Annotated in this window: 18 protein-coding genes; 8 read left to right on the top strand and 10 right to left on the bottom strand. The window is 63.0% G+C overall.

Annotated features, from left to right (window positions below; all coding sequences use genetic code 11):
* Nucleotides 1–114: 114 nt before the first annotated feature.
* Nucleotides 115–210 (bottom strand): K(+)-transporting ATPase subunit F, encoded by a 96-nt coding sequence (gene kdpF / locus DFO48_RS04940; RefSeq protein ID WP_003061706.1) that lies wholly within the window; start codon nucleotides 208–210, stop codon nucleotides 115–117.
* A 108-nt stretch (nucleotides 211–318) separates the two neighbouring features.
* Nucleotides 319–1593 (bottom strand): MFS transporter, encoded by a 1275-nt coding sequence (locus tag DFO48_RS04935; protein ID WP_114862748.1) that lies wholly within the window; start codon nucleotides 1591–1593, stop codon nucleotides 319–321.
* Between the two features lie 265 nt (nucleotides 1594–1858).
* Between DFO48_RS04935 and DFO48_RS04930 the strand changes: the two genes are divergently transcribed.
* The 5 genes from DFO48_RS04930 to DFO48_RS04910 all read left to right on the top strand — a co-directional run bounded on the left by DFO48_RS04930 (nucleotide 1859) and on the right by DFO48_RS04910 (nucleotide 7848).
* Nucleotides 1859–3487, top strand: coding sequence for a peptide chain release factor 3 (locus DFO48_RS04930; protein WP_003073068.1), 1629 nt, complete (start codon nucleotides 1859–1861; stop codon nucleotides 3485–3487).
* 162 nt (nucleotides 3488–3649) lie between these two features.
* The gene (locus DFO48_RS04925; protein ID WP_114862747.1) at nucleotides 3650–4450 is read left to right on the top strand and encodes an HAD-IIB family hydrolase; all 801 of its coding nucleotides are present in this window, start codon (nucleotides 3650–3652) and stop codon (nucleotides 4448–4450) included.
* Nucleotides 4451–4701: 251 nt separating this feature from the next.
* Entirely contained in the window at nucleotides 4702–5688 is a 987-nt protein-coding gene (locus tag DFO48_RS04920) for a TRAP transporter substrate-binding protein (RefSeq protein WP_003073071.1), read from the top strand.
* Nucleotides 5689–5888: 200 nt separating this feature from the next.
* Nucleotides 5889–6404, top strand: a complete 516-nt coding sequence (locus DFO48_RS04915) for a TRAP transporter small permease (RefSeq protein ID WP_034348152.1) — start codon at nucleotides 5889–5891, stop codon at nucleotides 6402–6404.
* 157 nt (nucleotides 6405–6561) lie between these two features.
* Complete coding sequence (locus DFO48_RS04910) at nucleotides 6562–7848, top strand: TRAP transporter large permease (RefSeq protein WP_114862746.1); 1287 nt, start codon at nucleotides 6562–6564, stop codon at nucleotides 7846–7848.
* Between the two features lie 193 nt (nucleotides 7849–8041).
* Here DFO48_RS04910 and DFO48_RS04905 read toward each other — a convergent pair whose 3' ends face one another.
* From DFO48_RS04905 to DFO48_RS04890, 5 genes are all read right to left on the bottom strand, one after another.
* Nucleotides 8042–8803 (bottom strand): hypothetical protein, encoded by a 762-nt coding sequence (locus DFO48_RS04905; protein ID WP_114862745.1) that lies wholly within the window; start codon nucleotides 8801–8803, stop codon nucleotides 8042–8044.
* A gap of 15 nt (nucleotides 8804–8818) precedes the next feature.
* A complete protein-coding gene (gene uvrA / locus DFO48_RS04900; RefSeq protein ID WP_114862744.1) occupies nucleotides 8819–14755 on the bottom strand; it encodes an excinuclease ABC subunit UvrA in 5937 nt (1978 codons plus the stop codon).
* A 148-nt stretch (nucleotides 14756–14903) separates the two neighbouring features.
* Complete coding sequence (locus DFO48_RS25400) at nucleotides 14904–15041, bottom strand: hypothetical protein (RefSeq protein ID WP_003059044.1); 138 nt, start codon at nucleotides 15039–15041, stop codon at nucleotides 14904–14906.
* Between the two features lie 220 nt (nucleotides 15042–15261).
* Nucleotides 15262–16296 (bottom strand): porin, encoded by a 1035-nt coding sequence (locus DFO48_RS04895; protein ID WP_114862743.1) that lies wholly within the window; start codon nucleotides 16294–16296, stop codon nucleotides 15262–15264.
* A 259-nt stretch (nucleotides 16297–16555) separates the two neighbouring features.
* Complete coding sequence (locus tag DFO48_RS04890) at nucleotides 16556–18238, bottom strand: MFS transporter (RefSeq protein ID WP_114862742.1); 1683 nt, start codon at nucleotides 18236–18238, stop codon at nucleotides 16556–16558.
* A 292-nt stretch (nucleotides 18239–18530) separates the two neighbouring features.
* Here DFO48_RS04890 and DFO48_RS04885 point away from each other — a divergent pair, with 292 nt between their 5' ends.
* Nucleotides 18531–18839: a DUF485 domain-containing protein gene (locus DFO48_RS04885; protein ID WP_003061686.1), complete on the top strand. Its 309-nt coding sequence runs from the start codon at nucleotides 18531–18533 to the stop codon at nucleotides 18837–18839.
* Nucleotides 18836–20569: a cation acetate symporter gene (locus tag DFO48_RS04880; RefSeq protein WP_003073085.1), complete on the top strand. Its 1734-nt coding sequence runs from the start codon at nucleotides 18836–18838 to the stop codon at nucleotides 20567–20569. Before DFO48_RS04885 ends, DFO48_RS04880 begins: the two co-directional genes overlap by 4 nt.
* Before the next feature lie 93 nt (nucleotides 20570–20662).
* On the opposite strand, the gene DFO48_RS04875 is transcribed toward DFO48_RS04880, so the two are convergent.
* Nucleotides 20663–21583: a LysR family transcriptional regulator gene (locus tag DFO48_RS04875; protein WP_003073087.1), complete on the bottom strand. Its 921-nt coding sequence runs from the start codon at nucleotides 21581–21583 to the stop codon at nucleotides 20663–20665.
* Nucleotides 21584–21938: 355 nt separating this feature from the next.
* Between DFO48_RS04875 and DFO48_RS04870 the strand changes: the two genes are divergently transcribed.
* A complete protein-coding gene (locus DFO48_RS04870; RefSeq protein WP_114862741.1) occupies nucleotides 21939–23057 on the top strand; it encodes an NADH:flavin oxidoreductase/NADH oxidase in 1119 nt (372 codons plus the stop codon).
* A gap of 128 nt (nucleotides 23058–23185) precedes the next feature.
* Here DFO48_RS04870 and DFO48_RS04865 read toward each other — a convergent pair whose 3' ends face one another.
* Both DFO48_RS04865 and DFO48_RS04860 read right to left on the bottom strand, forming a co-directional pair.
* A complete protein-coding gene (locus tag DFO48_RS04865) occupies nucleotides 23186–24109 on the bottom strand; it encodes an NAD(P)-dependent oxidoreductase (protein ID WP_114862740.1) in 924 nt (307 codons plus the stop codon).
* Nucleotides 24106–24792 carry an RraA family protein gene (locus DFO48_RS04860; RefSeq protein ID WP_114862739.1) on the bottom strand — a complete coding sequence of 229 codons (687 nt, stop codon included), beginning with the start codon at nucleotides 24790–24792 and terminating at the stop codon, nucleotides 24106–24108. The genes DFO48_RS04865 and DFO48_RS04860 overlap by 4 nt, the downstream gene beginning before the upstream one ends.
* Between the last annotated feature and the right edge of the window lie 46 nt (nucleotides 24793–24838).

Raw genomic sequence — 24838 nt, 5'->3', positions numbered from 1 at the left:
ATGTACCCCTTTCACAGACGCGCCAGGGCGCGCACAAAGCCCAGCAGTCCGACAAAGCAGACCACCGTCAGGCTCACAAAAATCAGGTCTTGCAGCACTTGCATGGCGCCCCCTTCAGAATTTCTCGGGGCGCAGCAGCGCATAGCCCAAATAGGCAAACAGCCCCAGCGCCGTCAGGGCGGCCAGGGCTTCAATCCAGGTGATGGTCATTTCATTCCTCCCGCAAGCCGTTCACGCGGCTTGATTGCGATGGAGGAACTGTAGAAATTCGCCCGTCAAGAACGGGTAGAGATTGGACGTGTCGGTATCAAGACGGCATCAAGAAGCGGCCCGATTCGCGGCCGCAGCCTTGGCCAGCCACTGAACGCGCCAGGCCAGCATGCTGACCAGCGCCAGCACAGCCAGGGCCACGGAGCCCACGCCCGTCCAGCCCCAGCGCGACCAGAACCAGCCCGCCCCGGCCCCCAGTACGCTGGAGCCCATGTAGTAGCCCCAGAGGTATAGCGACGATGCGTGCCCCTTGGACTGCGTGGCCAGCCGCCCCACCCAGCCGCTGGCCACCGAATGCGCGACAAAGAAGCCAGCCGTCAGCAGGACCATGCCGACCACGATGGCGGCCAGGGGCTGCAGCAGGGTCAGAACCACGCCGGCGGCCATCAGCAAAGTGCCAGCGACCAGCACCGGGCCGCGACCCAGCCTGTCGGCCAGCCCCCCGGCAATCGGCGACGCCGCCGTGCCCAGCAGATAGGCATAGAAGATATGGCTGATCTGCAGCTGGCTCAGACCATAGGGAGATGCGCTGAGCAGAAAGCCGGCATAGTTGTAGATGCTGACAAACACGCCCATCAGGCCGAAGGCGATCAGGAACAGCAGCGGCAGGCCCGGGTGGCGCAGATGCCGGCCCCAGGCCTGCAGGTGGTACCGGGCACCCAGCCCGGTCTTCTTGATGAAGTTGCGCGAGTTGGGCAGCAGCCAGACAAAGCCCAGGGCCGCCAACAGGTCAAGCACCGAAAGCGCAGCCATGGCGTGGCGCCAGCCCCAGAACTCGGTCATGGCGCTCATGCCGACCCGGCCCAGCATTCCGCCCAGCGCCGTGCCGCCCACATACAGGCCCATGGCAAAGCCCAGGCCGGGCGGATCGATCTCTTCGGACAGATAGGCCATGGCCACGGCGGGCACGCCGCCCAGCAGCAAGCCCTCCAGCGCGCGTGCGGCCAGCAGCGCATGCCACTGCGGCATGAACGAAGCCAGCAGATTGCACAGCGCTGCCAGGGCCATGGAGATGAACATCAGCTTGCGCCGCCCCAGCCCCTCGGACAAGGCCCCTGCCAGCACGATGGAGCCGGCCAGGCAGGCCGTGGAGACCGACAGCGCCAGCGCGCTCTGGGCCGGACTGACGGCAAAGCTGTGGGCCAGCTCGGGCAGCAGCGGCTGCACGCAGTACAGCAGGGAGAAGGTGGCAAACCCCGCCAGGAACAGCGCCACGCTGACCCGCCAGTACTCGGGCGTGCCGCGTTTGATCCATACCGGGGCGGCAGAAGCTGGAGGCTGGGCGGGTAAGGATGTGTTCACATCCTGCGGGGCGCTGTTCATGAGGGAAAGATGAGAGCCGGAGACTAGGCCCCTATTGTGCTGCGCATCTGCCAGTTTCCGGGGCCAGCGGCCTTGGGCAATGACGTCGCCCGGCCCGCATTTCCGCAGCATCTCCAAGAATTGGCCCTGCCGTTAAAATAAGCGCCCTCAAGACTTATTCACAGGTCTGCCCTGCATGGGTGCGGGCCTGGTGCGGCAAACGAACCGCCGCACCTTTTGTTGTCACAGCCGGCGTTCTCCGGCTGTATTTACAGCTCTCAATACTGTGTCATACGCCCCAGAAACCCGGCGCCGTCGTACGTTCGCCATCATCTCCCACCCGGACGCGGGTAAGACCACGCTGACCGAAAAGCTGCTGCTGTTCTCGGGCGCGATCCAGATTGCCGGCGCCGTCAAGGGCCGCAAGGCTTCGCGCCACGCCACCTCCGACTGGATGGAAATCGAGAAGCAGCGCGGCATCTCGGTGGCCTCGTCGGTGATGCAGATGAGCTACCGCGACCACGTGATCAACCTGCTCGATACTCCCGGCCACAAGGACTTCTCGGAAGATACCTACCGCGTGCTGACGGCCGTGGACTCGGCGCTGATGGTGATCGACGCGGCCAACGGCGTGGAATCGCAGACCCGCCGCCTGATCGAGGTCTGCCGCCAGCGCAACACCCCCATCATCTCCTTCGTCAACAAGTTCGACCGGGAAGTGCGCGACCCGCTGGACATCATGGACGAAGTCGAGCGCGAACTGGGCATGCCCTGCTGCCCCATCACCTGGCCCGTGGGTCAGGGCAAGAGCTTCGGCGGCATCATCAATCTGCGCACGCAGAGCATGACGGTGTTCACGCCCGGCAGCGACCGCGGCCCCAAGGACTTTGAAGTCATTCCGCTGAGCGAAGGCGACAAGCTGCGCGCGCGCTTTGGCAAGGCTTTCGATGATGCCCTGGAATCCATGGAACTGGCTGTTGGCGCCTCGGCCGAATGGGACCATGAGGCCTTCCTGGCAGGCAAGCTGACCCCCGTGTTCTTCGGCTCCGGTGTGAACAACTTCGGTGTGATGGAAGTGCTGGATGCCGTGGTCGACATGTCTCCCCCGCCCGGCCCGCGCGTTGCCTTCACCGAAGTGAACCGCCAGCGCGCAGAAGTCACCATCAATCCCGAAGACAAGACCTTTGCAGGCGTGGTGTTCAAGGTGCAGGCCAATATGGACAGCAACCACCGCGACCGCATTGCGTTCGTGCGCGTGGCGTCCGGCAAGTACACCCCCGGCATGAAGATGAAGGTGCAGCGCACCGGCAAGGAGCTGCGCCCCACATCCGTGGTGACCTTCATGAGCCAGCGCCGCGAGGCCGTCGACGAAGCCTATGCGGGCGACATCATCGGCTTCACGATTCACGGCGGCGTGCAGCTGGGCGACTCCATCACCGACGGCCCCAATCTGCAGTTCACCGGCCTGCCCTTCTTCGCACCCGAAATGTTCATGACCGTGGTGCTCAAGAACCCGCTGCGTACCAAGCAGCTGCAGCAAGGCCTGATGCAGCTGGGTGAGGAAGGCGCGATCCAGGTCTTCAAGCCCGATGTCGGCGGCAACATGCTGCTGGGTGCCGTGGGTCAGCTGCAGTTCGAAGTGGTGCAGCACCGCCTCAAGACCGAGTACGACTGCGACGTCCGCCTGGAAGGCTGCCAGTACACCGGCGCGCGCTGGATCACGGCCGACTCGCCCGCCGAGCTGCGCGAGTTCGAGAACGCCTACCCCATGCGCCTGGCGCATGATGCGGCCGACACCCTGGCCTATCTGTGCACCAGCCCCTATGACGTGCGCCTGGCGCAGGAGCGTTTCCCCAAGATCCATTTCCACCCGCTGCGCGAGCATGCGGGATTGGCACTGGGCTCAGCGAACTGAGCCTCACCCCCTGAGGCGCTTCGCCTAGGCGGCCCCGCGCCTTCCCCCTCTCTGGCTTCGCCGGAGGGGGACGACATCCTCGCTGCGAGGCGGCTCTTGCTCGATGTCTCTGAGTTGGACCGCGCTAGCTTCAGGCGAGGATCAACATCGAGAGAGTTTGTTGTGAGCCAAGAATTTCTGCGTCCTTTGTCTGAACTGCAGACACCTGCCAAGCTGCTGGGCGTGCTGACCGATATCGACGACACGCTGACCACCGACGGCGTGGTGCCCGAACATGTGGTGGCCGCTATTGCGCGCCTCAAGGATGCGGGTCTGAAAGTGGTGCCCATCACCGGCCGTCCCGTGGGCTGGAGCGTGCCGTTTGCATCGGCCTGGCCCGTGGACGCCATCGTGGCCGAGAACGGTGCCGTGGCCCTGCGCCGCAACGCCCAGGGCGGCCTGGACAAGCTCTACCAGCAATCTGCCGATGAGCGCGCCCGCAACTTTGCCCGTATGCAGCAGGTACTCGAGCAGATCGAGGCCACCGTGCCCGGCGCCAAACGCGCCACGGATTCGGCCGGCCGCGAATGCGATATCGCCGTGGATCACAGCGAGTTCACGAACATGCCCCAGGCACAGATCGATGAATGCGTGGCCATCATGAAGGCGGCCGGCATGAATGCCACCGTCAGCTCCATCCACATCAACGGCTGGTTCGGCGAGCACAACAAGCTCGAAGGTGCGCGCTGGATCACACGCGAGCTGTTCGACATCGATCTGGACGCCACGCTGGCGCGCTGGGTGTATATCGGCGACTCGACCAACGACCAGCAGATGTTCGAGCACATGCCCCACAGCGTGGGCGTGGCCAATATCGCGCGCTTCGTGCCCCAGCTCAGGCATCTGCCGCGCCATGTGACCACGGCCGAGCGCGGCGACGGCTTTGTGCAGCTTGCCGATCAACTGCTGGCTCAGCAAAAATAGTAGCTTCAGCCGCTTATTGGTTAATGATTTCAATATCAAAACAATCTGAAATCATTTGAGAACAAGCGCAAGCAGCTCTCATTTTCAAAGGCCTCCGTGCTTGCCGGCACAGAGGCCTTTTTTGACGCCCATCCATCGCCAAACACGATGCACCCACCCGTACAAGACGACCCCCGGATGCGTAAAAACCCACGGTTGGCACTCACTACAATTTTTGATTCATTTCAAAACATTTCTGAGAGACCAACACCATGCGCATGATTCGCCGCACCTTCGTCGCCACGGCCGTGGCAGCAACAGCCGCCCTGACCGCAGGCACTGCATTTGCCCAGGGCAAGGAAGTCAAGATCGGCTATGCGCTGGCCGTCAACTCCCATTACGGCGCTGCCGCCAACGCCTGGGCCGAAGGCGTGGAAAAAGGCACCAACGGTGCCTACAAGTTCAAGCAGTTCCCCGCCTCCGCCCTGGGTGGCGAGCGCGAGCTGATCGAAGGCCTGCAGCTGGGCACCGTGGAAGCTGCCATCGTCTCCACCGGCGCCCTGAGCAACTTCGTGCCCGATGTGGGCGTGGTGGACATCCCCTTCCTGTTCCGCGACACCCAGCACGCACGTGCCGTGATGGACGGTGCCTTCGGTCAGGACCTGCTGGCCAAGTTCCAGAAGCGCGGCCTGATCGCGCTGGCCTGGGGCGAGCAGGGCTTTCGCCATCTGAGCAACAACAAGCATGCTGTCAATGGCGTGCCCGACCTCAAGGGCCTGAAGATCCGCGTGACCGAGAACCCCGTGCACATCACGGCCTTCCGTACCCTGGGTGCCTCGCCCACCCCCATGTCCTGGCCCGAAGTCATCGGTGCGCTGCAGCAAGGCACGATCGACGGCCAGGAGAACCCCATCTCCGTGCTGGTGTCCGCCAAGCTGTGGCAAGTGCAAAAGCACCTGACCCTGACCTCCCACGTCTATGCCCCCATGGCCCTGATCGTGTCGCCCTCGTTCTGGGGATCGCTGAACGCCGCCCAGAAGACCGCCTTCACCGAAGCCGCCAAGAAGGGCGCGCTGGCCTCGCGCGCCTTTGTGGACAACGTGGAGAAAAAGGGCGTTGAAGAAGCCAAGGCCAACGGCATGAAGGTCGTGGAGAAGGTCGACCAGACCGCCTTCCGCACCGCGCTGGAGCCCGCGTACAAGGAATACGCCAAGAAGTTCGGCCAGAAGACGCTGGACTCCATCACCGCCGTCAAGTAAGCACTGCCAACATGGGCCTGCCTCCGCGGAGGCAGGCCCGTGCATTTTCTCCCTCCTGGGCAAGGCAGATCCTTGCCCGGCTGCGGTCAGCACGAATGGACTTGCGCCAATTCCTGCCGATGATGATGCAGCTCTCAACTTTGTGATGCAGCCAGCTCCTGCGGCGTTCCGTGCCGCTGCCTCTGCTCACCCCCACTCTTATGCTTGATCGTATCGAACGCATTCTCGTGGCCGGCAATCGCTGGCTGCTGATCTTGCTGCTGCTGGCCATGGCCTGCATCGTCTTTGCCAACGTGGTGCTGCGCTACACCACGGGCGACTCCATCGTCTGGGCCGAAGAAGTGGCCCGCCACATGATGATCTGGGTCACTTTCCTGGGCGCAGGCCTGGTGCTGCGCTTTGGCGGCCATGTGGCCATCGACAATCTGCACCGCAGCGTGAGCGCCCGCAAGGCACAGGCCATGCGCGGCTTTGTCGTGCTCATTCTGGCGATCTTCTTTGCCGTGATGACCGTGACCTCGTCGCAGTATGTGTACGCCACGCGCTTTCAGACCACGGCGGCCACGGACATTCCGATCTCCTATATCTACGGCGCCATGCCCGTGGGCTTTGTGCTGATGCTGATCCATCTGCTGTTCATCGCACGCGGCTACATCACCGCTGGCAACTTCGCCGAGTCCGATGAAATGGATGCGGATGCTGCAGCGTCTATATGAAGCACCCCCTGAGTCGCTGCGCGCCTTCCCCCTGGAAGGGGGACGACAGCCTAGCTGTGGGGCGGCGCGGCCGGCATAGGCCCTTGCTCGCTGTCCCTGGCTTGGGTCAGCCCAGTTTTATGCGTTGCGCCACGAATCACTGATCGATTGAAACATCATGGGTATCACTTTATTTGTTGCCATCATCGCCCTGCTCACGCTGGGCTTTCCGGTGGCGTTTGCGCTGGCCATCTCGGCAGCCCTGGCGGTCTTTGTCGGCGGACGTTATCCACAGCTGATCGTCTTCAAGGAAATGTTCACGGGCATCGACAGCTTTCCGCTGATGGCCGTGCCCTTCTTCATCCTGGCCGCAGAGCTGATGTCGGGCGGTGCGCTCACGGCCGTGCTGCTGCGCTTTGCCGCCCAGTTCGTCGGCCATCTGCGCGGCGGCCTGGGCTATGCCAATGTGCTGTCGCTGACCATGTTCTCGGGCATCTCTGGCTCGGCCCTGGCCGATGCGGCCGGACCCGGCTCCATGATGGTCAAGATGATGGACAAGGCCGGCTACAGCCGGCCCTATGCAGCCGCGCTGACGGCTAGCACAGCCATCGTCGGCCCCATCATTCCGCCATCGGTCAGCATGATCATCTATGCGCTGCAGGATGAGAACGTGTCCGTGGGCGGCCTGTTCATGGCCGGCTTCATTCCCGGCATTCTGATCGCGCTGGCCATGGCGGCCGTCAACTGGTGGGTCTGCAAGAAGCGCGACTACCGCAGCACCGAGCCGCGCCCCTCGGCGCGCGAGATGTGGAGCACCAGCTTCAAGGCCATCCCCGCGCTGATGCTCATCGTGCTCATCGTGGTCGGTATCCGCTTCGGCATCTTCACGCCCACTGAAGCCTCCGTCGTGGCCGTGTTCTATGCGCTGGTCTGCGGCAAATGGGTCTACCGCACGCTCAAGTGGTCGGCCCTGCCCGGCATCCTGGCGCGCTCGGCCATGCTCACGGCCTCGGTGCTGCTGGTGATGGCGACCTCGGCAGCCTTTGCCTGGGTGCTCACGGTGGAAGGCATTCCGCAGTATCTGTCCGAGCTGATCGTGAGCTGGGAACTCTCGCCCGTCATGTTCCTGATTGCCGTGAACATTCTGCTGCTGGTCTTCGGCATCTTCATGGAGCCACTGCCCGGCGTGATGATTCTGGTGCCCATTCTCGCGCCCATCGCCTTCAGCCTGGGCATCGATCCCACGCACTTCGCCATGGTGGTGATCGTCAACCTCACGCTGGGCATGATCACGCCGCCGGTCGGCGGCCTGCTGTTCGTGACCGCCGTGTCCACGCGCGTGTCCATCACCGATCTGACGCGCGAGATGCCGCTGTTCCTGCTGGCCCACTTCGTCGTGCTGTGCCTGCTGACCTTTATCCCCGAGCTGTCGACCTGGCTGCCGCATACGCTGGGCTTCCAGTAAAGCGGACTGTGCTGGACCACAAGGCCTGGGTGCATCACGTGGGCCTTTTTTTCGATCAAATAATCGGTGCTGCGGCTCCATGAACACCATGCACCTGCCTATGCTGAAATGGCGCGGGTGATGCGCGATGATGGTGGGGGCTGTTTTGGAAGGACGCGCTGTATGCACCATATCGGCCGCCCTTGCGTGCGCGCTACAAGCGACGTTCGCTCACTTCCACGCGCGCCCCCAGCCCCCCGAAATGCTGCACCAGGCGGTCCTTTTGCAAGACGCTGACGCTATCGTCGAGCAACGTCAGCGGCAGCCGGGTCTTGAGTTTCAGCAGCTCCTGCGCAGACAGCGTCGTGAAGATTTTCCTGAGCGCCAGCATGACCCTGGCCGGATCGGGCCCCAGCTCCAGCAGGCGCACGGTGTAGAAGATGGTGGAAGAGTGCGTTTCGCGCGGCACCAGTGGCGCTTTGGCTGCCTTGGCCTGCACATGCGCCATCAACTCCTCGAGCGAGGCGAACAATGGCCTGGCCGCGCGGTGCGGCTCGTCATGCCACTTCCACAGCACAGGCACTTCGGGCCGGCTCATGTCACCGATCAGCGGGTCGCCATCCAGACCATGGGTCAGCACCAGCCAGTGCGGGCTCCAGCCATCCGCCACCGCACCATCGATCCAGCGCAGATCACCGGGCGTGCTGGCCTTGAGGTCCAGGCCGAAGCGGTACTCACCAGTCTGAGACCACAGCCCTTCCGCATCGGTGGCACGCTGCATAGCGAGCCAGTTGCCTGCGCCTTCACGCCATGCAGGAAGCTGCAACCACGGCAGCGCATCCCTGCAGCCACGCGCCCAGGTCATCCAGGTCTGCACCGCCGGCGGCAGCGGTGGGCGCGCGATCTGCGCCATCCACGCGACACGCGAGGCCGCCAGCTCAGCCGGTGCAGGAAAGTTGCTACGCGAGAAGGACATGGTGCGCGCCGCCTCTTACCGCGCCAGCACCGGCGCCAGCGCCTTGCCGGTATGGGTGCCGATCTTCACCAGCTCCTCGGGAGTTCCCGTGGCCACGATGCGCCCGCCGTCCTTGCCGCCTTCGGGGCCCAGATCGATGATCCAGTCCGCCTCGGCAATCACGTCGAGGTCATGCTCGATGACCACCACGCTGTGGCCGCCGTCGACAAGGCGGTGCAGCACATGGATGAGCTTGTCCACATCGGCCATGTGCAGGCCCACGGTGGGCTCGTCCAGCACGTACAGCGTGTGCGGAGCCTTCTGCCCGCGGCGGCCGATATCATCGCGCACCTTGGTCAGCTCGGTCACCAGCTTGATGCGCTGGGCCTCGCCGCCCGACAGCGTGGGCGATGGCTGGCCCAGGGTGAGATAGCCCAGGCCCACGTCTTTCAGCAACTGCAGCGGATGGGCAATCGAGGGCATGGAGGCGAAGAACTCCACGGCCTCGTCGACCTCCATCTTCAGCACATCGCCAATGCTCTTGCCCCGCCAGCTCACGGCCAGGGTTTCGGGGTTGAAGCGCGCACCGTGGCAGACCTCACAAGGCACTTTCACATCGGGCAGAAAGCTCATCTCGATGGTGCGCACGCCCTGGCCTTCGCAGGCCGGGCAACGGCCTTCGCCGGTGTTGAACGAGAAGCGGCCGGCCGCATAACCCCGGGCCTTGGCTTCCAGGGTCTCGGCAAACAGCTTGCGAATCGTGTCCCAGAAGCCGATATAGGTCGCAGGGCAGGAGCGCGGCGTCTTGCCGATCGGTGTCTGATCGACCTCGAGCACGCGATCGATGGTCTCGAAGCCCTTGAGCCCCTTGCAGCCCACGAGCGCCGGCGACTTGCCGTCATCCATGGCATCGCGGCCGGCCTTGGTCGAGCGCTGCTGCACCCAGGCCGCCACATTGCTCAGCAGCACATCGCGCGCCAGCGTGGACTTGCCCGAGCCGGAAACTCCGGTGACGGCTACCAGCCGCTTAAGCGGAACCCGGGCCTCCACGCTCTGCAGATTGTGCAGATTCGCGCCCAGCACCGTCAGCCAGTGCAGTGCGTCGCTGTCCTGCTGCACCACATTTTCAGTAGCAGCTACCGCTTTCTTTTTCTTGGCTTTGGATGGTTTCGTACCTGAAACCGCCTTATCACCGGCGCCAGAAGCTTCTGTATTAATAGCATCTGGCTGCACCGGTGGCTCGCCCTCGCCCACCCACAGACGCGGCTTGAAAGGGTGGCGCATGGCGTGCAGCAGATAGCGTCCGGTGACCGAGTCCTTGGCCGCCATGATGTCATCCACCGTGCCCTCGGCCACCAGACGGCCGCCGCGAATGCCGGCGCTGGGGCCGATGTCGATCACGTGGTCGGCGCGGCGAATCGTGTCTTCGTCGTGCTCCACCACCACCAGCGTGTTGCCCTTGTCGCCTAGCTTGTGCAAGGCATTGAGCAGGATCTGGTTGTCGCGCGCATGCAGGCCGATGGTGGGTTCGTCCAGCACATAGCAGACGCCTTGCAGATTGCTGCCCAGCTGCGCAGCCAGACGGATGCGCTGGGCCTCGCCCCCGCTCAGCGTGGGTGCTCCGCGGTCCAGCGTCAGATAGTTGAGACCGACTTCTTCCAGGAATTCGAGACGGCTCTGGATCTCGGGAACCAGATCGCGTGCAATATCGGCTTCGCGGCCCGTAAGCTCCAGGCCCTGTATCCATTGGCGCACATCGCTGACTGACAGCTGGGCAATATCGGTGATCGCCTCGTCGTGAAACTTCACGGCTCGCGCCACAGGGTTCAGACGTGTGCCGCGGCACTTGGGGCATTCCACCTCGGCCAGATCTTCCACCTCCTGGCCCTCGAACTTCACCTCCCGGCCACGGTTGTCGTCGGCCAGCAAGGTGTCGTCATAGACCTTGCGCTGGTCCTTGGTCAGCTTCACGCCCGTGCCCACGCAATCAGGGCACCAGCCATGCTTGCTGTTGTAGGAGAACAGACGCGGGTCCAGCTCGGCATAGCTGGTGGCGCAGACCGGGCAAGCACGCTGGGTGGAGAACACCTGCAGCGCGCCGATGCCTGCCGTGCTCTGGCCGCCCTGCATGGCATCAGCCAGATTCTCGATGCCGGACAGCACATGCAGCACGCCCTTGCCGATTTCCAGCGCCTGGCGCAGATGGCCGCGCAGCTCCTTCTCGTTGGCCGCGGTCACCGTCACGCTGGCCACGGGCAGCTCGATGGTGTGTTCCTTGAAGCGGTCAATACGCGGAAAGCCCGTGGTCGGCAGAAACTCGCCGTCCACGCGCAGATGCGTGTAGCCCTTGGGTCTGGCCCAGTCGGCCAGCTCGGTATAGACGCCCTTGCGGTTGACGACCAGCGGACTCAAGAGGCCTATGGTCTGGCCACGGAAATTCGTCATCAGCTGCGCGGCAATGCTTTCCTCGGTCTGCGGCTGCACGATGGCATCGTCATGGATGCAGTGCTGCACGCCCAGCTTCACATAGAGCAGGCGCAGAAAATGCCAGACCTCGGTGGTCGTTCCCACCGTGGACTTGCGACCGCCACGCGACAGGCGCTGCTCGATGGCCACCGTGGGCGGTATGCCATAGACCGCATCGACCTCGGGACGGCCCGCAGGCTGCACGATGGAGCGCGCATAGGCATTGAGCGATTCGAGATAGCGGCGCTGGCCTTCGTTGAACAGAATGTCGAAAGCCAGCGTGGACTTGCCCGAGCCAGACACCCCGGTCACCACATTGAACTTGCCGCGCGGCACATCCACGCTCAGGGACTTGAGGTTGTGCTCCTTGGCATTGACGATCTCGATCGCGTTCTTGGCCTGCGGCGCCTTTTCGGCCTGTGCCTTGCGCTGGGGCTTGTAGAGCATGGGAGCGACTTCGCGCACCGCCTCGCCGCCCACACCCATGGCCAGGTCGTATTCGCGCAGGGCCTGGGCCGTGTGCGATTCCTTCACATGGCGCACCTCCTCGGGCGTGCCCTCGGCGACGATCAGACCACCGCCATCACCGCCTTCAGGGCCCAGATCGATCAGCCAGTCGCTGGCGCGAATCACGTCCAGGTTGTGCTCGATGACGATCAGCGAATGGCCAGCCTCCAGCAGCTTGCGCAATGCGCGCATGAGCTTGGCAATATCCTCGAAATGCAGGCCAGTCGTGGGCTCGTCGAACAGGAAAAGCGTGCCTTTCCTGGCCAGCGACTGCCTGGATTTGGACTGCGCCTTGGCCGCCTCGGCCAGGAAGCCTGCCAGTTTCAAGCGCTGCGCTTCACCGCCCGACAGCGTGGGCACCGGCTGGCCGAGCTTCACATATTCCAGGCCCACATCGACGATGGGCTGCAGCGCGCGGATCACATCGCGGTCCTGCGCAAACAGCAGCGCGGCTTCAGCCACCGTGAGCTCCAGCACATCGGCCACATTCAGCGGCTGGCCGTTGCGCTCGATTTTCACTTCCAGAATCTCGGGGCGATAACGCGTGCCGTTGCAGTCCGGGCAGCGCAGATAGACGTCCGAGAGGAACTGCATCTCCACATGCTCGAAGCCCGAGCCGCCGCAGGTCGGGCAGCGGCCGTCGCCGCTGTTGAAGCTGAACTTGGCAGCGGTGTAGCCGCGCTGGCGCGACAGTGGAGCCACGGCGAACAGCTCGCGGATCGCATCCCAGGCGCCCACATAGCTGACCGGGTTGGAGCGCGCCGTCTTGCCGATCGGCGACTGATCCACGAACATCACATCGGCCAGATGGTCCGCGCCCAGCAGGCGCTCGAACGCGCCCGCCGCATCGGTGGGCTTGCCGAAGTGACGCATCAGCGCAGGCACCAGCACATCCTGGATCAGCGTGGATTTGCCCGAGCCCGAAACACCGGTGATGGTGACCAGGCGCTGCAGCGGAAAGTCCACGCTGATATCACGCAGATTGTGCTCGCGCGCGCCTTCGAGAACCAGGCGCGGCGTGCTCTCAGTCACCATGCGCTTGAGCCCGAAACCCACCTGCTTGCGGCCGCCCAGATAGGCGCCGGTCAGGGTATCGGCTTGGCGCAGATCCTCGGGTGTGCCGTCGAACACGATCTGGCCGCCGCGTGCACCAGGGCCAGGGCCCATGTCGATCATGCGGTCGGCGGCAAACATCACGGCCGGGTCATGCTCCACCACCACCAGCGTATTGCCCGCATCGCGCAGGCGCTGCATGGCCTCGGTGATGCGCTCCATATCGCGCGGGTGCAGACCTATCGAAGGCTCGTCAAGCACAAACAAGGTGTTGACCAGCGAAGTGCCCAACGCGGTGGTCAGGTTGATTCGCTGCACCTCGCCGCCGCTCAGCGTGCGGCTCTGGCGGTCCAGCGTGAGGTAGCCTATGCCCACATCGCACAGATACTGCAGCCGCGTCATGACTTCTGCATGCAGCATCTTCAATGCCTGGGCTTCGCCATCATTTTTGACGGCATCGTTGTCTGGCGCCAGCTGCGCAAAGAAGTCGCGCAGGCGCGTGATCGGCAGACGCATCAGATCATGCAGACACAGGCCCGGCAGGCTGTCGAGCTGCTCACGGCTCCAGCCCACCGCCTGCGGCATGAAGCGCTGGTATCGCCCGCCTTCATCGCCGGGCGGCAGCACGGCATCCGCTGCCTGCTTGCCGCCAATACGCCAGAGCAGGCTTTCGGTCTTGAGGCGGGCGCCTCCGCATGTCGGGCATTCGGTGTAGCTGCGGTACTTGGACAGCAGCACCCGGATATGCATCTTGTAGGCCTTGCTTTCGAGGTACTCGAAAAAGCGGCGAATGCCATACCAGGTCTGGCTCCACTTGCCGTTCCAGTTGGGCGAGCCTTCGATCACCCAGTCCTTCTGCTCCCGGGTCAGCTTGGACCAGGCCGTATCGCGCGGAATGCCTTCGGCCTCGGAATGGCGCATCAGGTCGTCCTGAATCTCCTTCCAGGCCGGCGTCTGAATCGGCTTGATGACACCGGTGCGCAAGGTGAGCTTTTCATTGGGAATCACCAGACCCCAGTCGACCCCGATGACGCGGCCGAAACCACGGCAGGCATCGCAGGCGCCCACCGCGGAGTTGAACGAAAACAGCGAGGGAATCGGCTCCTGATAGGTCAGATTGCTTTCGGGGCAATGCAGACCCAGCGAGAACTTCCACAGCTCGGGCTCAGTCGCCTCGGCCGCACTCTCGGGCAGCACATAGACCGTGAGCCTGCCGCTGCCGCGCTTGAGGCCCACCTCGATCGCCTCCATGGCGCGGGCGCGCTCGGCCTTGCCGAGGCGAAAGCGGTCGGCAATCACATCCAGCACCTTGATCTTCTCGGGGGCTGGCTTGGTTTTTTTCTTGCCCTTGGCGGCCTCGTCAGCTGCTGGGTGAGCGCGCTCCACTTCGCGCTCGGCCTGCACCTTGGTGAAACCGCTGGCAGACAGCCATTGCTCCACCTCTTCGGCCGAGGTATTGGCCGGCAGCTCCACCGGGAAGGTGATGGCAATGCGCGGGTCGCCCGCCGCCTCGCAGCGCTGGGCCAGTTCAGCGTAAATGCTGTCCGCCGTGTCGTGGCGCACCGGCAGGGCCATCCTGCTGTCGAACAACTGGGCCGCGCGCGCAAACAGCAGCTTGAGGTGATCGTTGATCTCCGTCATCGTGCCCACGGTGGAGCGCGAGTTGCGCACCGGGTTGGTCTGATCGATGGCAATCGCTGGTGGCACACCCTCGACCTTGTCCACGGCCGGCTTGTCCATGCGATCGAGAAACTGGCGCGCATAGGCGGAGAAGGTCTCGACATAGCGGCGCTGACCTTCGGCGTACAGCGTGTCGAACACCAGACTGGACTTGCCCGAGCCGCTGGGGCCGGTGACTACGGTCAGCTCACCGGTACGGATATCGATGTCCAGATTGCGAAGATTGTGCTGGCGAGCACCACGGATACGGATCAGGCCCTGCGTCATGTTCTGCGGTCTTTTCTATGGAGGCCAAACATTCTAGGCAGTCCTGGCATGAGCCTTGGGTGCGCATGTGCATTACCGTTTCAGCGTGCAGCCAGGGCCGCCACAAAAAAGCCCCGGCTGGCGGGGCTTTGATCGAGTGCTGCTGCCTTCATTTGGATTCTGCCGGTGCATGAATCGCATCCGCACCATGCTTTTCTCCACTCATATCCACCTTGTCACCCGCCTTCATGATGACAAACAGCGCCACGGCAGCAAACACCACAAAACCAATCGCCAGCTTCCACATATCAGTCTCCAGAGTGTTATGAATAAGCAGCTGGTGCAGCCGCTCGTGCCACGCCAGTCAGCACGACCATTGAGCCTGAGCGAGTTTGCGCGTGGCTTACTGCCAGACAGGCTGCACATAAGAAAAAACCCCATGCCTTGCGGCATGGGGTATGAACTTGGAGTAATGGTCTGCATTATCAGCTGCAGCTGCTGGAGACACCGCTTGCGCGGTGCACAAATTAGAAGTTGTGACGCACGCCCAGAGCGAAGGAGCTGAAGTTATCGCCAGCATTGCTCACGCTGTAAGCTGCGCCCTTGCCGTTGTTCACACGAGTGTAGTAGCCATACACCTTGGTGCGCTTGCTCAGGTTGTAGTTGTAGCCCAGAGTCCACTGAGTCGCGGCCGAATCGTCCACATTGCTCCACTTGTTGGCACGTCCAACGTTTGCGTGAAACTCAGAAGCGCCCAAAGCGTACATGGCAGAGAGACGGAAGTTATTGCGGTTACCTGCAGCAGTCTTACCTGGCAGTGCAAATCCAACGTGGCTGCGCTGATAGTAACCACCAAAAGTGAATTGACCCAGCGTGTACAGGCCACTCAGTGCAGCTTGCCAGTTATCACCAACCTTGCTGTAGCCGGCACCCAGATGCAGAGGACCAGTGTTGTAATTTGCAGCCAGGTCATAGCCATTCTTGTTCTTCTGGAACAGGGCCGCATCCTTCTCGGCCAGAGAAACCGAGGCATCAACCGTAAAACCACCCATTACTGGAGTGCGATAGCCAACCTTGTTGCGTGTGCTCAGACCACCGCCTTTGACGCCACCAAACCAGACGGGATCATCGTAGAGAGCATCAGAAGAAGAGCCTGTATCGTGGTTATGCAAGCTGACATAGTCAGCTGTTGCGTAGTACGACTCAGGAACAAAGTTACCCAAGCGGATCATGCCGAAGTTACCCGACAGATTCACTTCGCTTTGACGAGCAAACGACATACCTGTAGTGGGGTGGGTCCAGCCAGAGCCTGAACCGTCATCAGAGTTAAAACCCGACTCCAGCACGAAACCAGCCTTCAAACCGCCACCCAGATCTTCTGTGCCACGAATGCCAAAACGCGATGCATTGTTGAACATACCAGTCTTAGATACATCGCCATCTTTCTGGCGTTCGACGGTGGTATTGATACGGCCGTACAGCGTCACGCTGCTCTGTGCCATTGCGGTGGTTGCGCCCATCACAGCCAGTGCGGCCAGTGCGATGCGAGTCATCTTGGTCATTCAGTGCTCCTATGTCCTGGGATAGTGTTTTTTGCACCGCATTGGCTTGTAGGTTGTTGGCCCTCTCGCGGCTAGGTGTGATTCTAGGTTGGCCCCTCTCAAAAGCATGATTTCCATCGCAAAAAAGTAACGCAATGATGCTTTGTTGCCACACTGCTGTAACCCACTAGTGCTGAGACAAATAAAAAAGATCTGCAAAGCACAAGCCTTGCAGATCTTTGATTCGATGCTGCATAAATTGCAGCATCAGCGCCTGCCATCAGTCTTCGGCGTAGATGTCGCGATCCTTGGTTTCGGGCACGAACAGCGTGCCGATCACGGCCGTCACACCAGCGATGATGATGGGGTACCAGAGACCGTTGTACATATTGCCGGTCTGCGCCACGATGGCGAAGGACATGGTGGGCAGCAGACCGCCAAACCAGCCGTTGCCGATGTGATAGGGCAAGCTCATCGAGGTGTAGCGGATGCGTGTCGGGAACAGCTCCACCAGCATGGCCGCGATGGGGCCGTAGACCATGGTCACCAGCAGCACCAGATAGGTCAGGATCACGACCATCATGACCTTGTTCATCTTGGCGGGGTCAGCCTTGGTGGGATAGCCATCCTTGGCCAGTTCTGCCGCCACAGTCTTCTTGAACGCACCGTCCTTGGCCTTGGCGTCTTCAGGGCTCAGACCCTTGAGCGAGAACGAGGGGATCTCGGTCGCCCCGATACGGATCATGGCCTGCGTGCCTGCAGCCGCATTTTCGGTTTCATAGCTCACGGAACCCGCAGCCAGCACCTGCTTGGCCACGTCGCAGGAGCTGGTGAACTTGGTCGTACCTGTGGGGTTGAACTGGAAGGAGCACTCCGCAGGATCGGCCACGATGACCACCTTGTTCTTGGCCTGAGCCGCAGCCAGATCCGGGTTGGCAGCTTCGGTCAGCGCCTTGAAGGCAGGGAAGTAGGTCAATACGGCCAAAATGCAGCCCAGCATGATGATGGGCTTGCGGCCGATCTTGTCGGACAGCGTGCCGAAGATCACAAAGAAAGGCGTGCCGATCAGCAGTGCGGCGGCGATCATCAGATTGGCCGTCACGGCATCGACCTTGAGCTGCTGCGTCAGAAAGAACAGCGCATAGAACTGGCCGGTATACCAGACCACAGCCTGGCCGGCGGTCAGGCCGACCAGCGCCAGAATCACGATCTTGAGGTTCTTCCACTGACCGAACGACTCAGTCAGAGGCGCCTTGGACACCTTGCCCTCTGCCTTCATCTTCTGGAAGGCAGGAGACTCGGACAGCGTCATGCGAATCCAGACAGAGATGGCCAGCAGCAAAATGGAGACCAGGAATGGAATGCGCCAGCCCCAGTCGGCGAACTTCTCTTCGCCCATCGTGGTACGCACGCCCAGAATCACCAGCAGCGACAGGAACAGACCCAGCGTTGCCGTGGTCTGGATCCACGAGGTGTAGGCACCGCGCTTGCCATGCGGCGCATGCTCTGCGACATAGGTGGCAGCGCCGCCGTACTCACCGCCCAGGGCCAGACCTTGCAGCATGCGCAGCGCGATCAGGATGACGGGGGCGGCCACGCCGATGCTGGCGTAGTTGGGCAAGATGCCGACGATGAAGGTGGACAGGCCCATGATCAGGATCGTCACCAGGAAGGTGTACTTGCGCCCGATCATGTCGCCCAGACGGCCGAACACCAGCGCGCCGAAGGGGCGCACGATGAAGCCTGCCGCAAAGGCCAGCAACGCGAAGATGAAGGCCGATCCTGCATCCAGACCGCTGAAGAACTGCTTGGCGATGATGGCTGCCAGAGATCCGTACAGATAGAAGTCATACCACTCGAAAACGGTTCCGAGTGAAGACGCAAAGATGACTTTGCGCTCTTCCGGGCTCATCGGCCTTGGGGCCGATTTACCTCCCATATGTGCTGTCGCATTGATGGCCATGTTTGTCTCCTAGGTTTTGGAATTTCAGGCGCTGCCAACTCACCTGTTTGCCCAATATCAAAGCGACAACTGACCGCTAACTTACAAAAAAAAGCTTCTCAAAATTTCAAGACTGGGCATTACCCGACCCTCTCCGCACTTACCCGGATTCGTTTTTTTTTGATGTGAAAAACTGGGGGCAAACACCGATATCGTAAGTAAGGAGGCGGTCAGACGGGCTTCTCAGAATGCATCGCAAGCAAGCCACCGTGCACCGGATGGCAGGCTGGAAAACTTCAAAGGAGACAACGCTGTGCGAGACCCGGTGATAGAGACAATCCAAAGCAACCCCGCCTACCAGCAACTGCGCCGCAAGCGCAACCGCCTGGGCCTGGCGCTGACCGTTCTGATGCTGATCGTGTACTACGGCTATGTCGCGCTGATCGCATTCGACAAGGAATTCCTGGCCCGGCCCATCGGCGCCGGAGTGACCACGCTGGGCATTCCCATCGGCATGGGCGTCATCATTTTTTCCGTGATCATTACCGGCCTCTATGTGCGCCGCGCCAACAACGAGTTTGATCAGCTCACCCGCGACATCCTCAAAGGCATCAAGCAATGAAGCAGCGCATCTCTTCCCAATGGCTGGCGGGCGCTGTGGCGCTGGCCGCAACAGCTCCTGTGCTGGCCGCCGGCGGCGACGTCGGCAACGCCGCCAAGCAGGCCACCAACTGGACGGCCATCATCATGTTCACCGCCTTTGTGGTGGCAACCCTGTGGATCACCAAATGGGCTGCGGGCCGCACCAAGTCGGCCTCCGACTTCTACACCGCAGGCGGCGGCATCACCGGCTTTCAGAACGGTCTGGCGATTGCGGGCGACTATATGTCCGCCGCTTCCTTCCTCGGTATCTCTGCCTCCGTCATGGCCAGCGGCTATGACGGCCTGATCTACTCCATCGGCTTTCTGGTCGGCTGGCCGATTCTGACTTTTCTGCTGGCGGAACGCCTGCGCAATCTGGGCCGCTTCACCTTTGCCGATGTGGCCGGCTACCGTTTCGAGCAAAAGCCCTTCCGGATTTTTGCCTCCTGCGGCACGCTGGTGGTGGTGGCCTTCTACCTGATTGCCCAGATGGTCGGCGCCGGCCAGCTCATCAAGCTGCTGTTCGGTCTGGACTACTGGATCGCGGTGGTGCTGGTGGGCGCGCTGATGATGATCTATGTGCTGTTCGGCGGCATGACGGCCACCACCTGGGTGCAGATCATCAAGGCCTGCCTGCTGCTGGCTGGCGTGACCTTCATGGGCTTCATGGTGTTGTCCAAATACGGCTTCAGCCCCGAGGCACTGTTTGCCGAAGGCGTGAAGGTACGCACCCAGATCGCCGCGAACGGCGGCGCAGAGCCTTCCGTGGCGGAAAAGCTCGGCCTGGCCATCATGGGACCGGGCGGCTTCATCAAGGACCCGATCTCCGCCATCAGCTTCGGCATGGCGCTGATGTTCGGCACCCTGGGCCTGCCCCACATCCTGATGCGCTTCTTCACCGTGCCTGATGCCAAGGAAGCGCGCAAGAGCGTGTTCTGGGCCACGACCTGGATCGGCTACTTCTATGTGCTGATCTTCATCATCGGCTTCGGCGCCATCACCCTGGTGCTCACCAACCCCGAAATGGCGGACACGGCCAAGGGCGTGATCCACGGCGGCGCGGGCACGGCCAATATGGCAGCCGTTCTGGTGGCCAAGAGCGTGGGCGGCGATGTGTTCTACGGCTTCATCTCGGCCGTAGCCTTTGCCACGATTCTGGCTGTGGTCGCAGGTCTGACCCTGTCCGGCGCATCGGCCGTCTCGCACGATCTGTACGCCACCGTGATCAAGAAGGGCAAGGCCGACAGCGCCTCCGAACTGCGGGTTTCGCGCATCACCACGCTGTGCCTGGGCTTTGTCGCCGTGCTGCTGGGCATTGTGTTCGAGAAGCAGAACATCGCCTTCATGGTTTCGCTGGCCTTTGCCGTGGCGGCTTCGGCCAACTTCCCGCCGCTGCTGCTGTCCGTGCTGTGGAAAGACTGCACCACCAAGGGCGCCGTCATCGGCGGCTTCATGGGCCTGGTCTCCTCCGTGGGCCTGACCATTGTGTCGCCCTCGGTATGGGAAGGCACCTTGGGCAACCCGGCCGGCTCGGCATGGTTCCCATACGCCTCGCCTGCACTGTTCTCCATGGCGATCGGCTTCTTTGGCGTGTGGCTGTTCTCCGTGCTCGACAAGAGCGCCCAGGCTGCCAAGGAGCGCTCCGTGTTCCCTGCGCAGCAAGTGCGTTCGGAAACCGGTCTGGGTGCTGCAGGCGCATCCGGCCACTGATGATCTGAATGGCCCGGCGTCATGCCGGGCCCTGGCAGGAATCTGCCCTCACCTCGGCCCGCTGAGACCGCCACGGTTTCTTGCGGGCCTTGTTCATTCCACGTCCAGCCCGCCGGCCTGCGCCAGCTCGAACAGCAGCTCACGCGCCCACTGGTGTCCGGGAGAGCGATGGGTGCGCGCATGCCAGGCAGCCGTCTTGGTGAAGCCCGGAATCTCCAGCGGCGGCTCCAGTACCACCAGTCCCGAGTCGGGCTTGACCAGCCGCCGCGGCACGACGGCAATCAGATCGCAGCTGCGCAGGATTTCGGGCAGCACCAGAAAGCTGGTCACGGACAGCGCCACGCGCCGGCGCAGCCCCAGGCGCTCCAGCGCCTCGTCCGTCACACCATGGAAACTGCCTCCGTCATAGGACACCAGCGCATGATCCAGCGCGCAGAAGCGCTCCAGTGACAGGCCACGCCGGCGCGCATCGGGATGGCCCTGGCGCATCACGCAGACATAGCGTTCGTCGAACAGCCGGCGCGCATGCAGATCGGGAGCCGTGCGCTCCGGCGTGACCAGCGCCAGATCGATATCGCCGCGCTCCAGCCGCTCGTGCAGCGGCAGATGCTGGGCAGGCACCACAGCCACACACAGACCGGGCGCGCGCTGGCGCAACACGGCCAGAAACGGCAACACCACCGCCTGCAGCGCGTAATCCGTGGCGGCAATGCGCAGCGTCATATGCGCCGTGGCCGGATCAAAGGCCTGGGGACGCAGCAGCGCTTCGGCATTGCACAGCAATTCCTTGAGCGGCCCTGCCAGTGCGAGCGCGCGCAACGTGGGAGCGATGCCGCGCTGCGTGCGCACGAACAGGGGATCGTCGAAGCTCTCGCGCAGCCGCGTAAGCATGCCGCTGACCGCGGGCTGGGTCAGCGCCAGACGCTCGGCAGCGCGCGTCACGCTGCGCTCGTCCAGCAGCGCATCCAGGGCCTTGAGCAGATTCAGATCCAGGCTCTTGATATCAGTCGGCATGATTTCACAAATCAGAAATATCGATTGGATTTATTTCAACACAGACCCCATCATTTCCCCATTCCCTTCGACAGAAGCCCTGCATGCACAGCATTCAATGGCCCGCCGACTACATGCCGGGCACCACCGAACACTTCGTCTCCAGCGAGCTCATTGCCCAGGGCCTGTATTCACCGCTTTCCGAGCCTCGCTGCCCTTGATTTTTTGATAGCTGCCAGCACTTTCATTCATTGAATTTCAGATGACTTTCATACTGAAGACGAGCAATGAAAAGCGATAGGCGCTATCAAACTATTTGCATCCTGCCCTGCCGCAGGACTGCCGACTTCTTCCATTCGCACCACCGATACTCCGCATGTCTGCACTCTTTACCCCTTTCACTCTCAAAAGCCTGACCCTGCGCAACCGCATCGCCATTCCGCCGATGTGCCAGTACAGCGCCGTGGACGGTCTCACCAATGACTGGCACCAGGTCCACTACGCCTCCATGGCGCGCGGCGGCGCGGGGCTGGTGATCGTCGAAGCCACGGGCGTGTCGCCCGAGGGCCGCATCTCGCCCGACTGCACAGGCCTGTGGAACGACGCCCAGATCGACGGCATGTCGCGCATTGCCTCCGGCATCAAGGCTGCAGGCGCCGTGCCCGGCATCCAGATCGGCCATGCCGGACGCAAGGCCAGCGCCAACAACCCCTGGGAAGGCGACGACCATATTGCCGAAGGCGATGCCCGCGGCTGGCAGCCGATTGCGCCATCGGCCATCGCCTTTGGCGGCGGTCTGCCGCGCGTGCCCCGCGCCATGACGCTTGCGGACATCGCCCGCGTGCAGGCCGACTTTGTCGCGGCGGCCCGCCGCGCGCTTGCTGCCGGCTTTGAATGGCTGGAGCTGCACTTTGCCCACGGCTATCTGGCACAGAGCTTTTTCTCGCCCCACAGCAACCAGCGCGACGATGCCTATGGCGGCAGCTTCAGCAACCGCGCCCGCTTTCTGCTGGAGACCGTGGCCAAGGTGCGCGAGGTCTGGCCCGAGCATCTGCCGCTGACAGCGCGTTTCGGCGTCATCGAGTACGACGGCCGCGACGAGGAAACCCTGGAGGAATCCATCGCCGTCACGCGCCAGATGCGCGAGCGCGGCCTGGACCTGCTCAATGTCAGCGTCAACTTCGTGATTCCCGATGTGAAGATCCCCTGGGGCACGCCCGCCTTCCTCGCTCCCATTGCCCAGCGCGTGAGCCGCAGCGCCGGCCTGCCCGTGGCATCGAGCTGGGGCATGGATGATCCACAGATTGCCGAGCGCATCGTGGCCGACGGCCAGGTCGATCTGGTGATGATCGGCCGCGCCCATCTGGCCAATCCGCACTACGCCTACCAGCTGGCGCAAAGCCTGGGCGTTGCCCGTCCCGACTGGACCCTGCCCGCTCCCTATGCCCACTGGCTGGAGCGCTATCGCGGCGCCGCCAAGCAGGCCGCAGCCTGAGTCGGCCGTCGCCCCCTCAACGCGCCAAAGATCTCGATCGCAAGGAGGCCCGGCTGCCTGCGCTCCTGCGCCATGCAGCCGGGCACGGTTTTCACCGGCGGGCCCGCCCTTGCGTGACAGGTGCCGGCTCAGGAGACGCTGGCGCGCTCCAGCACCGCCAGCACGTTGCGCGCCGCTCCCACGCCCATGTTCACATAGGCATCCGAGGTCACGCCGCCGATGTGCGGGCTGAGGATGAAACCCGGCTGGTGCAGGAACGGGTGGCCGGCCGCCATGGGCTCGACGGCGAAGCTGTCCAGGCCTGCGGCGCTGACCTGGCCTTGCTGCACGGCGGCCAGCAGCGCGGCCTCGTCGATGAGACCGCCGCGCGCGGTGTTGACCACAATCACGCCGCGCCTGCAGCACGCCAGGGTTGCGGCGTTGAGCAGGTTGCGGTTGTCGTCGGTCAGCGGGCAGTGCAGCGAGATCGCATCGCTTTCGCGCCACAGCGTATCCAGGTCCACGGCCTGCACGTAGCTGGGCAGCTGGCCCGCAAAGGGATCGAAGCCGATCACGCGCATGCCCAGTGCATCGGCCATCTTCGCAAAGCGCAGGCCTATGGCCCCCAGGCCGACCAGACCCACTGTGCGCCCGGCCAGCTCCAGGCTTTTGTGCGTGGGCTTGTCCCAATGGCCGGAGTGCATGCGCGAGTCCAGCTGCACCACCGACTTGGCGCAGGCCAGCAGCAGGGCCAGAGCCTGCTCGGCCACGGCCGCCGCGTTGGCCCCGACCGCCGCCACGACCTCGATGCCGCGCTGCGCGGCCGCGGCCTTGTCTATGGTGTCCGTGCCGCTGCCGTGCTTGGAGATCACCTTGAGCGAAGGTCCGGCGTCCATGACCGCAGCCCCCACCTTGCCGTAGCGCACGATGATGGCGACGGGATCATGCCGGAGGCACAGGGCCACCAGATCTTGCTCGGTGGGCGTCTTGCCCGCGTAGACGATGTCGTAGCCTTGCAGCAGATCCAGGGCCTGCTGCGCCAGGTCAGCGCCCGTGACGATGATGGTGCTCACAGCGTCTCTCCTTCCTTGAGCACGCCGGCCGCGCGCAGTGCGGCGGGCAGCCACTTCGAGGCCGTGTCGCCACGGGCGATGGCCTCGATGCGCGCGGCCTCGTCGGCCACTTTCCTGTCGGCCAGCGCCAGCATGGCGGGCGCCTTGGCGCGCTCGATCACGACCACGCCGTCGGCGTCGCCCACCACCAGGTCGCCCGGGTTCACCATCGCACCACCGCAGGAGATGGGGTGATTGATGCGGCCGGGCACGAACTTGGTCGGTCCTGCGGGATTGAAGCCGGCGCTGAACACCGCAAAGCCCAGCTCCAGCAGCTCCAGCTTGTCGCGGATCGCGCCATCCACGATCACGCCGCCAAGGCCTTTCTTCTTGCAGGCGCTGAGCATCAGCGTACCCATCAGGGCCGCAGTCTGGTCTCCCTTGCCGTCGATGACCAGGATATCGCCGGGCTTCGCGAGGGCGATGGCGGCGTGGATCATCAGGTTGTCTCCGGGGCGCACCTCGACGGTGAAGGCCGGGCCGGCGAGCTTCATGTCCTGGTGCACGGGTGCCACGCGTGCGTTCATGGTGCCGCGGCGGCCTGCCACGTCGGCCAGGATGGCGGCCTGAAAGCTCAAGGCCTTCTGGACGACCTCGGCGCTGACGCGCTCGAAGTCACGGATGATTTCTGAAAGTTGGCTCATGATGGTTAGGTCCGCGGTTTGGTCCGGTTGCAGAGGTGAAAGTGAC

It is taken from the genome of Comamonas sp. AG1104, from assembly GCF_003350425.1.
GTDB lineage: Bacteria > Pseudomonadota > Gammaproteobacteria > Burkholderiales > Burkholderiaceae_C > Comamonas > Comamonas testosteroni.
This window is presented reverse-complemented; position numbering and strand designations above follow the sequence as displayed.

Excerpts from the sequence above, each read along its gene's own strand:
- kdpF (WP_003061706.1), bottom strand. The coding sequence starts at position 210 with ATGACCATCACCTGGATTGAAGCCCTGGCCGCCCTGACGGCGCTGGGG.
- DFO48_RS04920 (WP_003073071.1), top strand. The coding sequence starts at position 4,702 with ATGCGCATGATTCGCCGCACCTTCGTCGCCACGGCCGTGGCAGCAACA.
- DFO48_RS04895 (WP_114862743.1), bottom strand. The coding sequence starts at position 16,296 with ATGACCAAGATGACTCGCATCGCACTGGCCGCACTGGCTGTGATGGGC.
- DFO48_RS04860 (WP_114862739.1), bottom strand. The coding sequence starts at position 24,792 with ATGAGCCAACTTTCAGAAATCATCCGTGACTTCGAGCGCGTCAGCGCC.
- uvrA (WP_114862744.1), bottom strand. The coding sequence starts at position 14,755 with ATGACGCAGGGCCTGATCCGTATCCGTGGTGCTCGCCAGCACAATCTT.
- DFO48_RS04875 (WP_003073087.1), bottom strand. The coding sequence starts at position 21,583 with ATGCCGACTGATATCAAGAGCCTGGATCTGAATCTGCTCAAGGCCCTG.
- DFO48_RS04905 (WP_114862745.1), bottom strand. The coding sequence starts at position 8,803 with ATGTCCTTCTCGCGTAGCAACTTTCCTGCACCGGCTGAGCTGGCGGCC.
- DFO48_RS04880 (WP_003073085.1), top strand. The coding sequence starts at position 18,836 with ATGAAGCAGCGCATCTCTTCCCAATGGCTGGCGGGCGCTGTGGCGCTG.
- DFO48_RS04890 (WP_114862742.1), bottom strand. The coding sequence starts at position 18,238 with ATGGCCATCAATGCGACAGCACATATGGGAGGTAAATCGGCCCCAAGG.
- DFO48_RS04910 (WP_114862746.1), top strand. The coding sequence starts at position 6,562 with ATGGGTATCACTTTATTTGTTGCCATCATCGCCCTGCTCACGCTGGGC.
- DFO48_RS25400 (WP_003059044.1), bottom strand. The coding sequence starts at position 15,041 with ATGTGGAAGCTGGCGATTGGTTTTGTGGTGTTTGCTGCCGTGGCGCTG.
- DFO48_RS04915 (WP_034348152.1), top strand. The coding sequence starts at position 5,889 with ATGCTTGATCGTATCGAACGCATTCTCGTGGCCGGCAATCGCTGGCTG.
- DFO48_RS04870 (WP_114862741.1), top strand. The coding sequence starts at position 21,939 with ATGTCTGCACTCTTTACCCCTTTCACTCTCAAAAGCCTGACCCTGCGC.
- DFO48_RS04935 (WP_114862748.1), bottom strand. The coding sequence starts at position 1,593 with ATGAACAGCGCCCCGCAGGATGTGAACACATCCTTACCCGCCCAGCCT.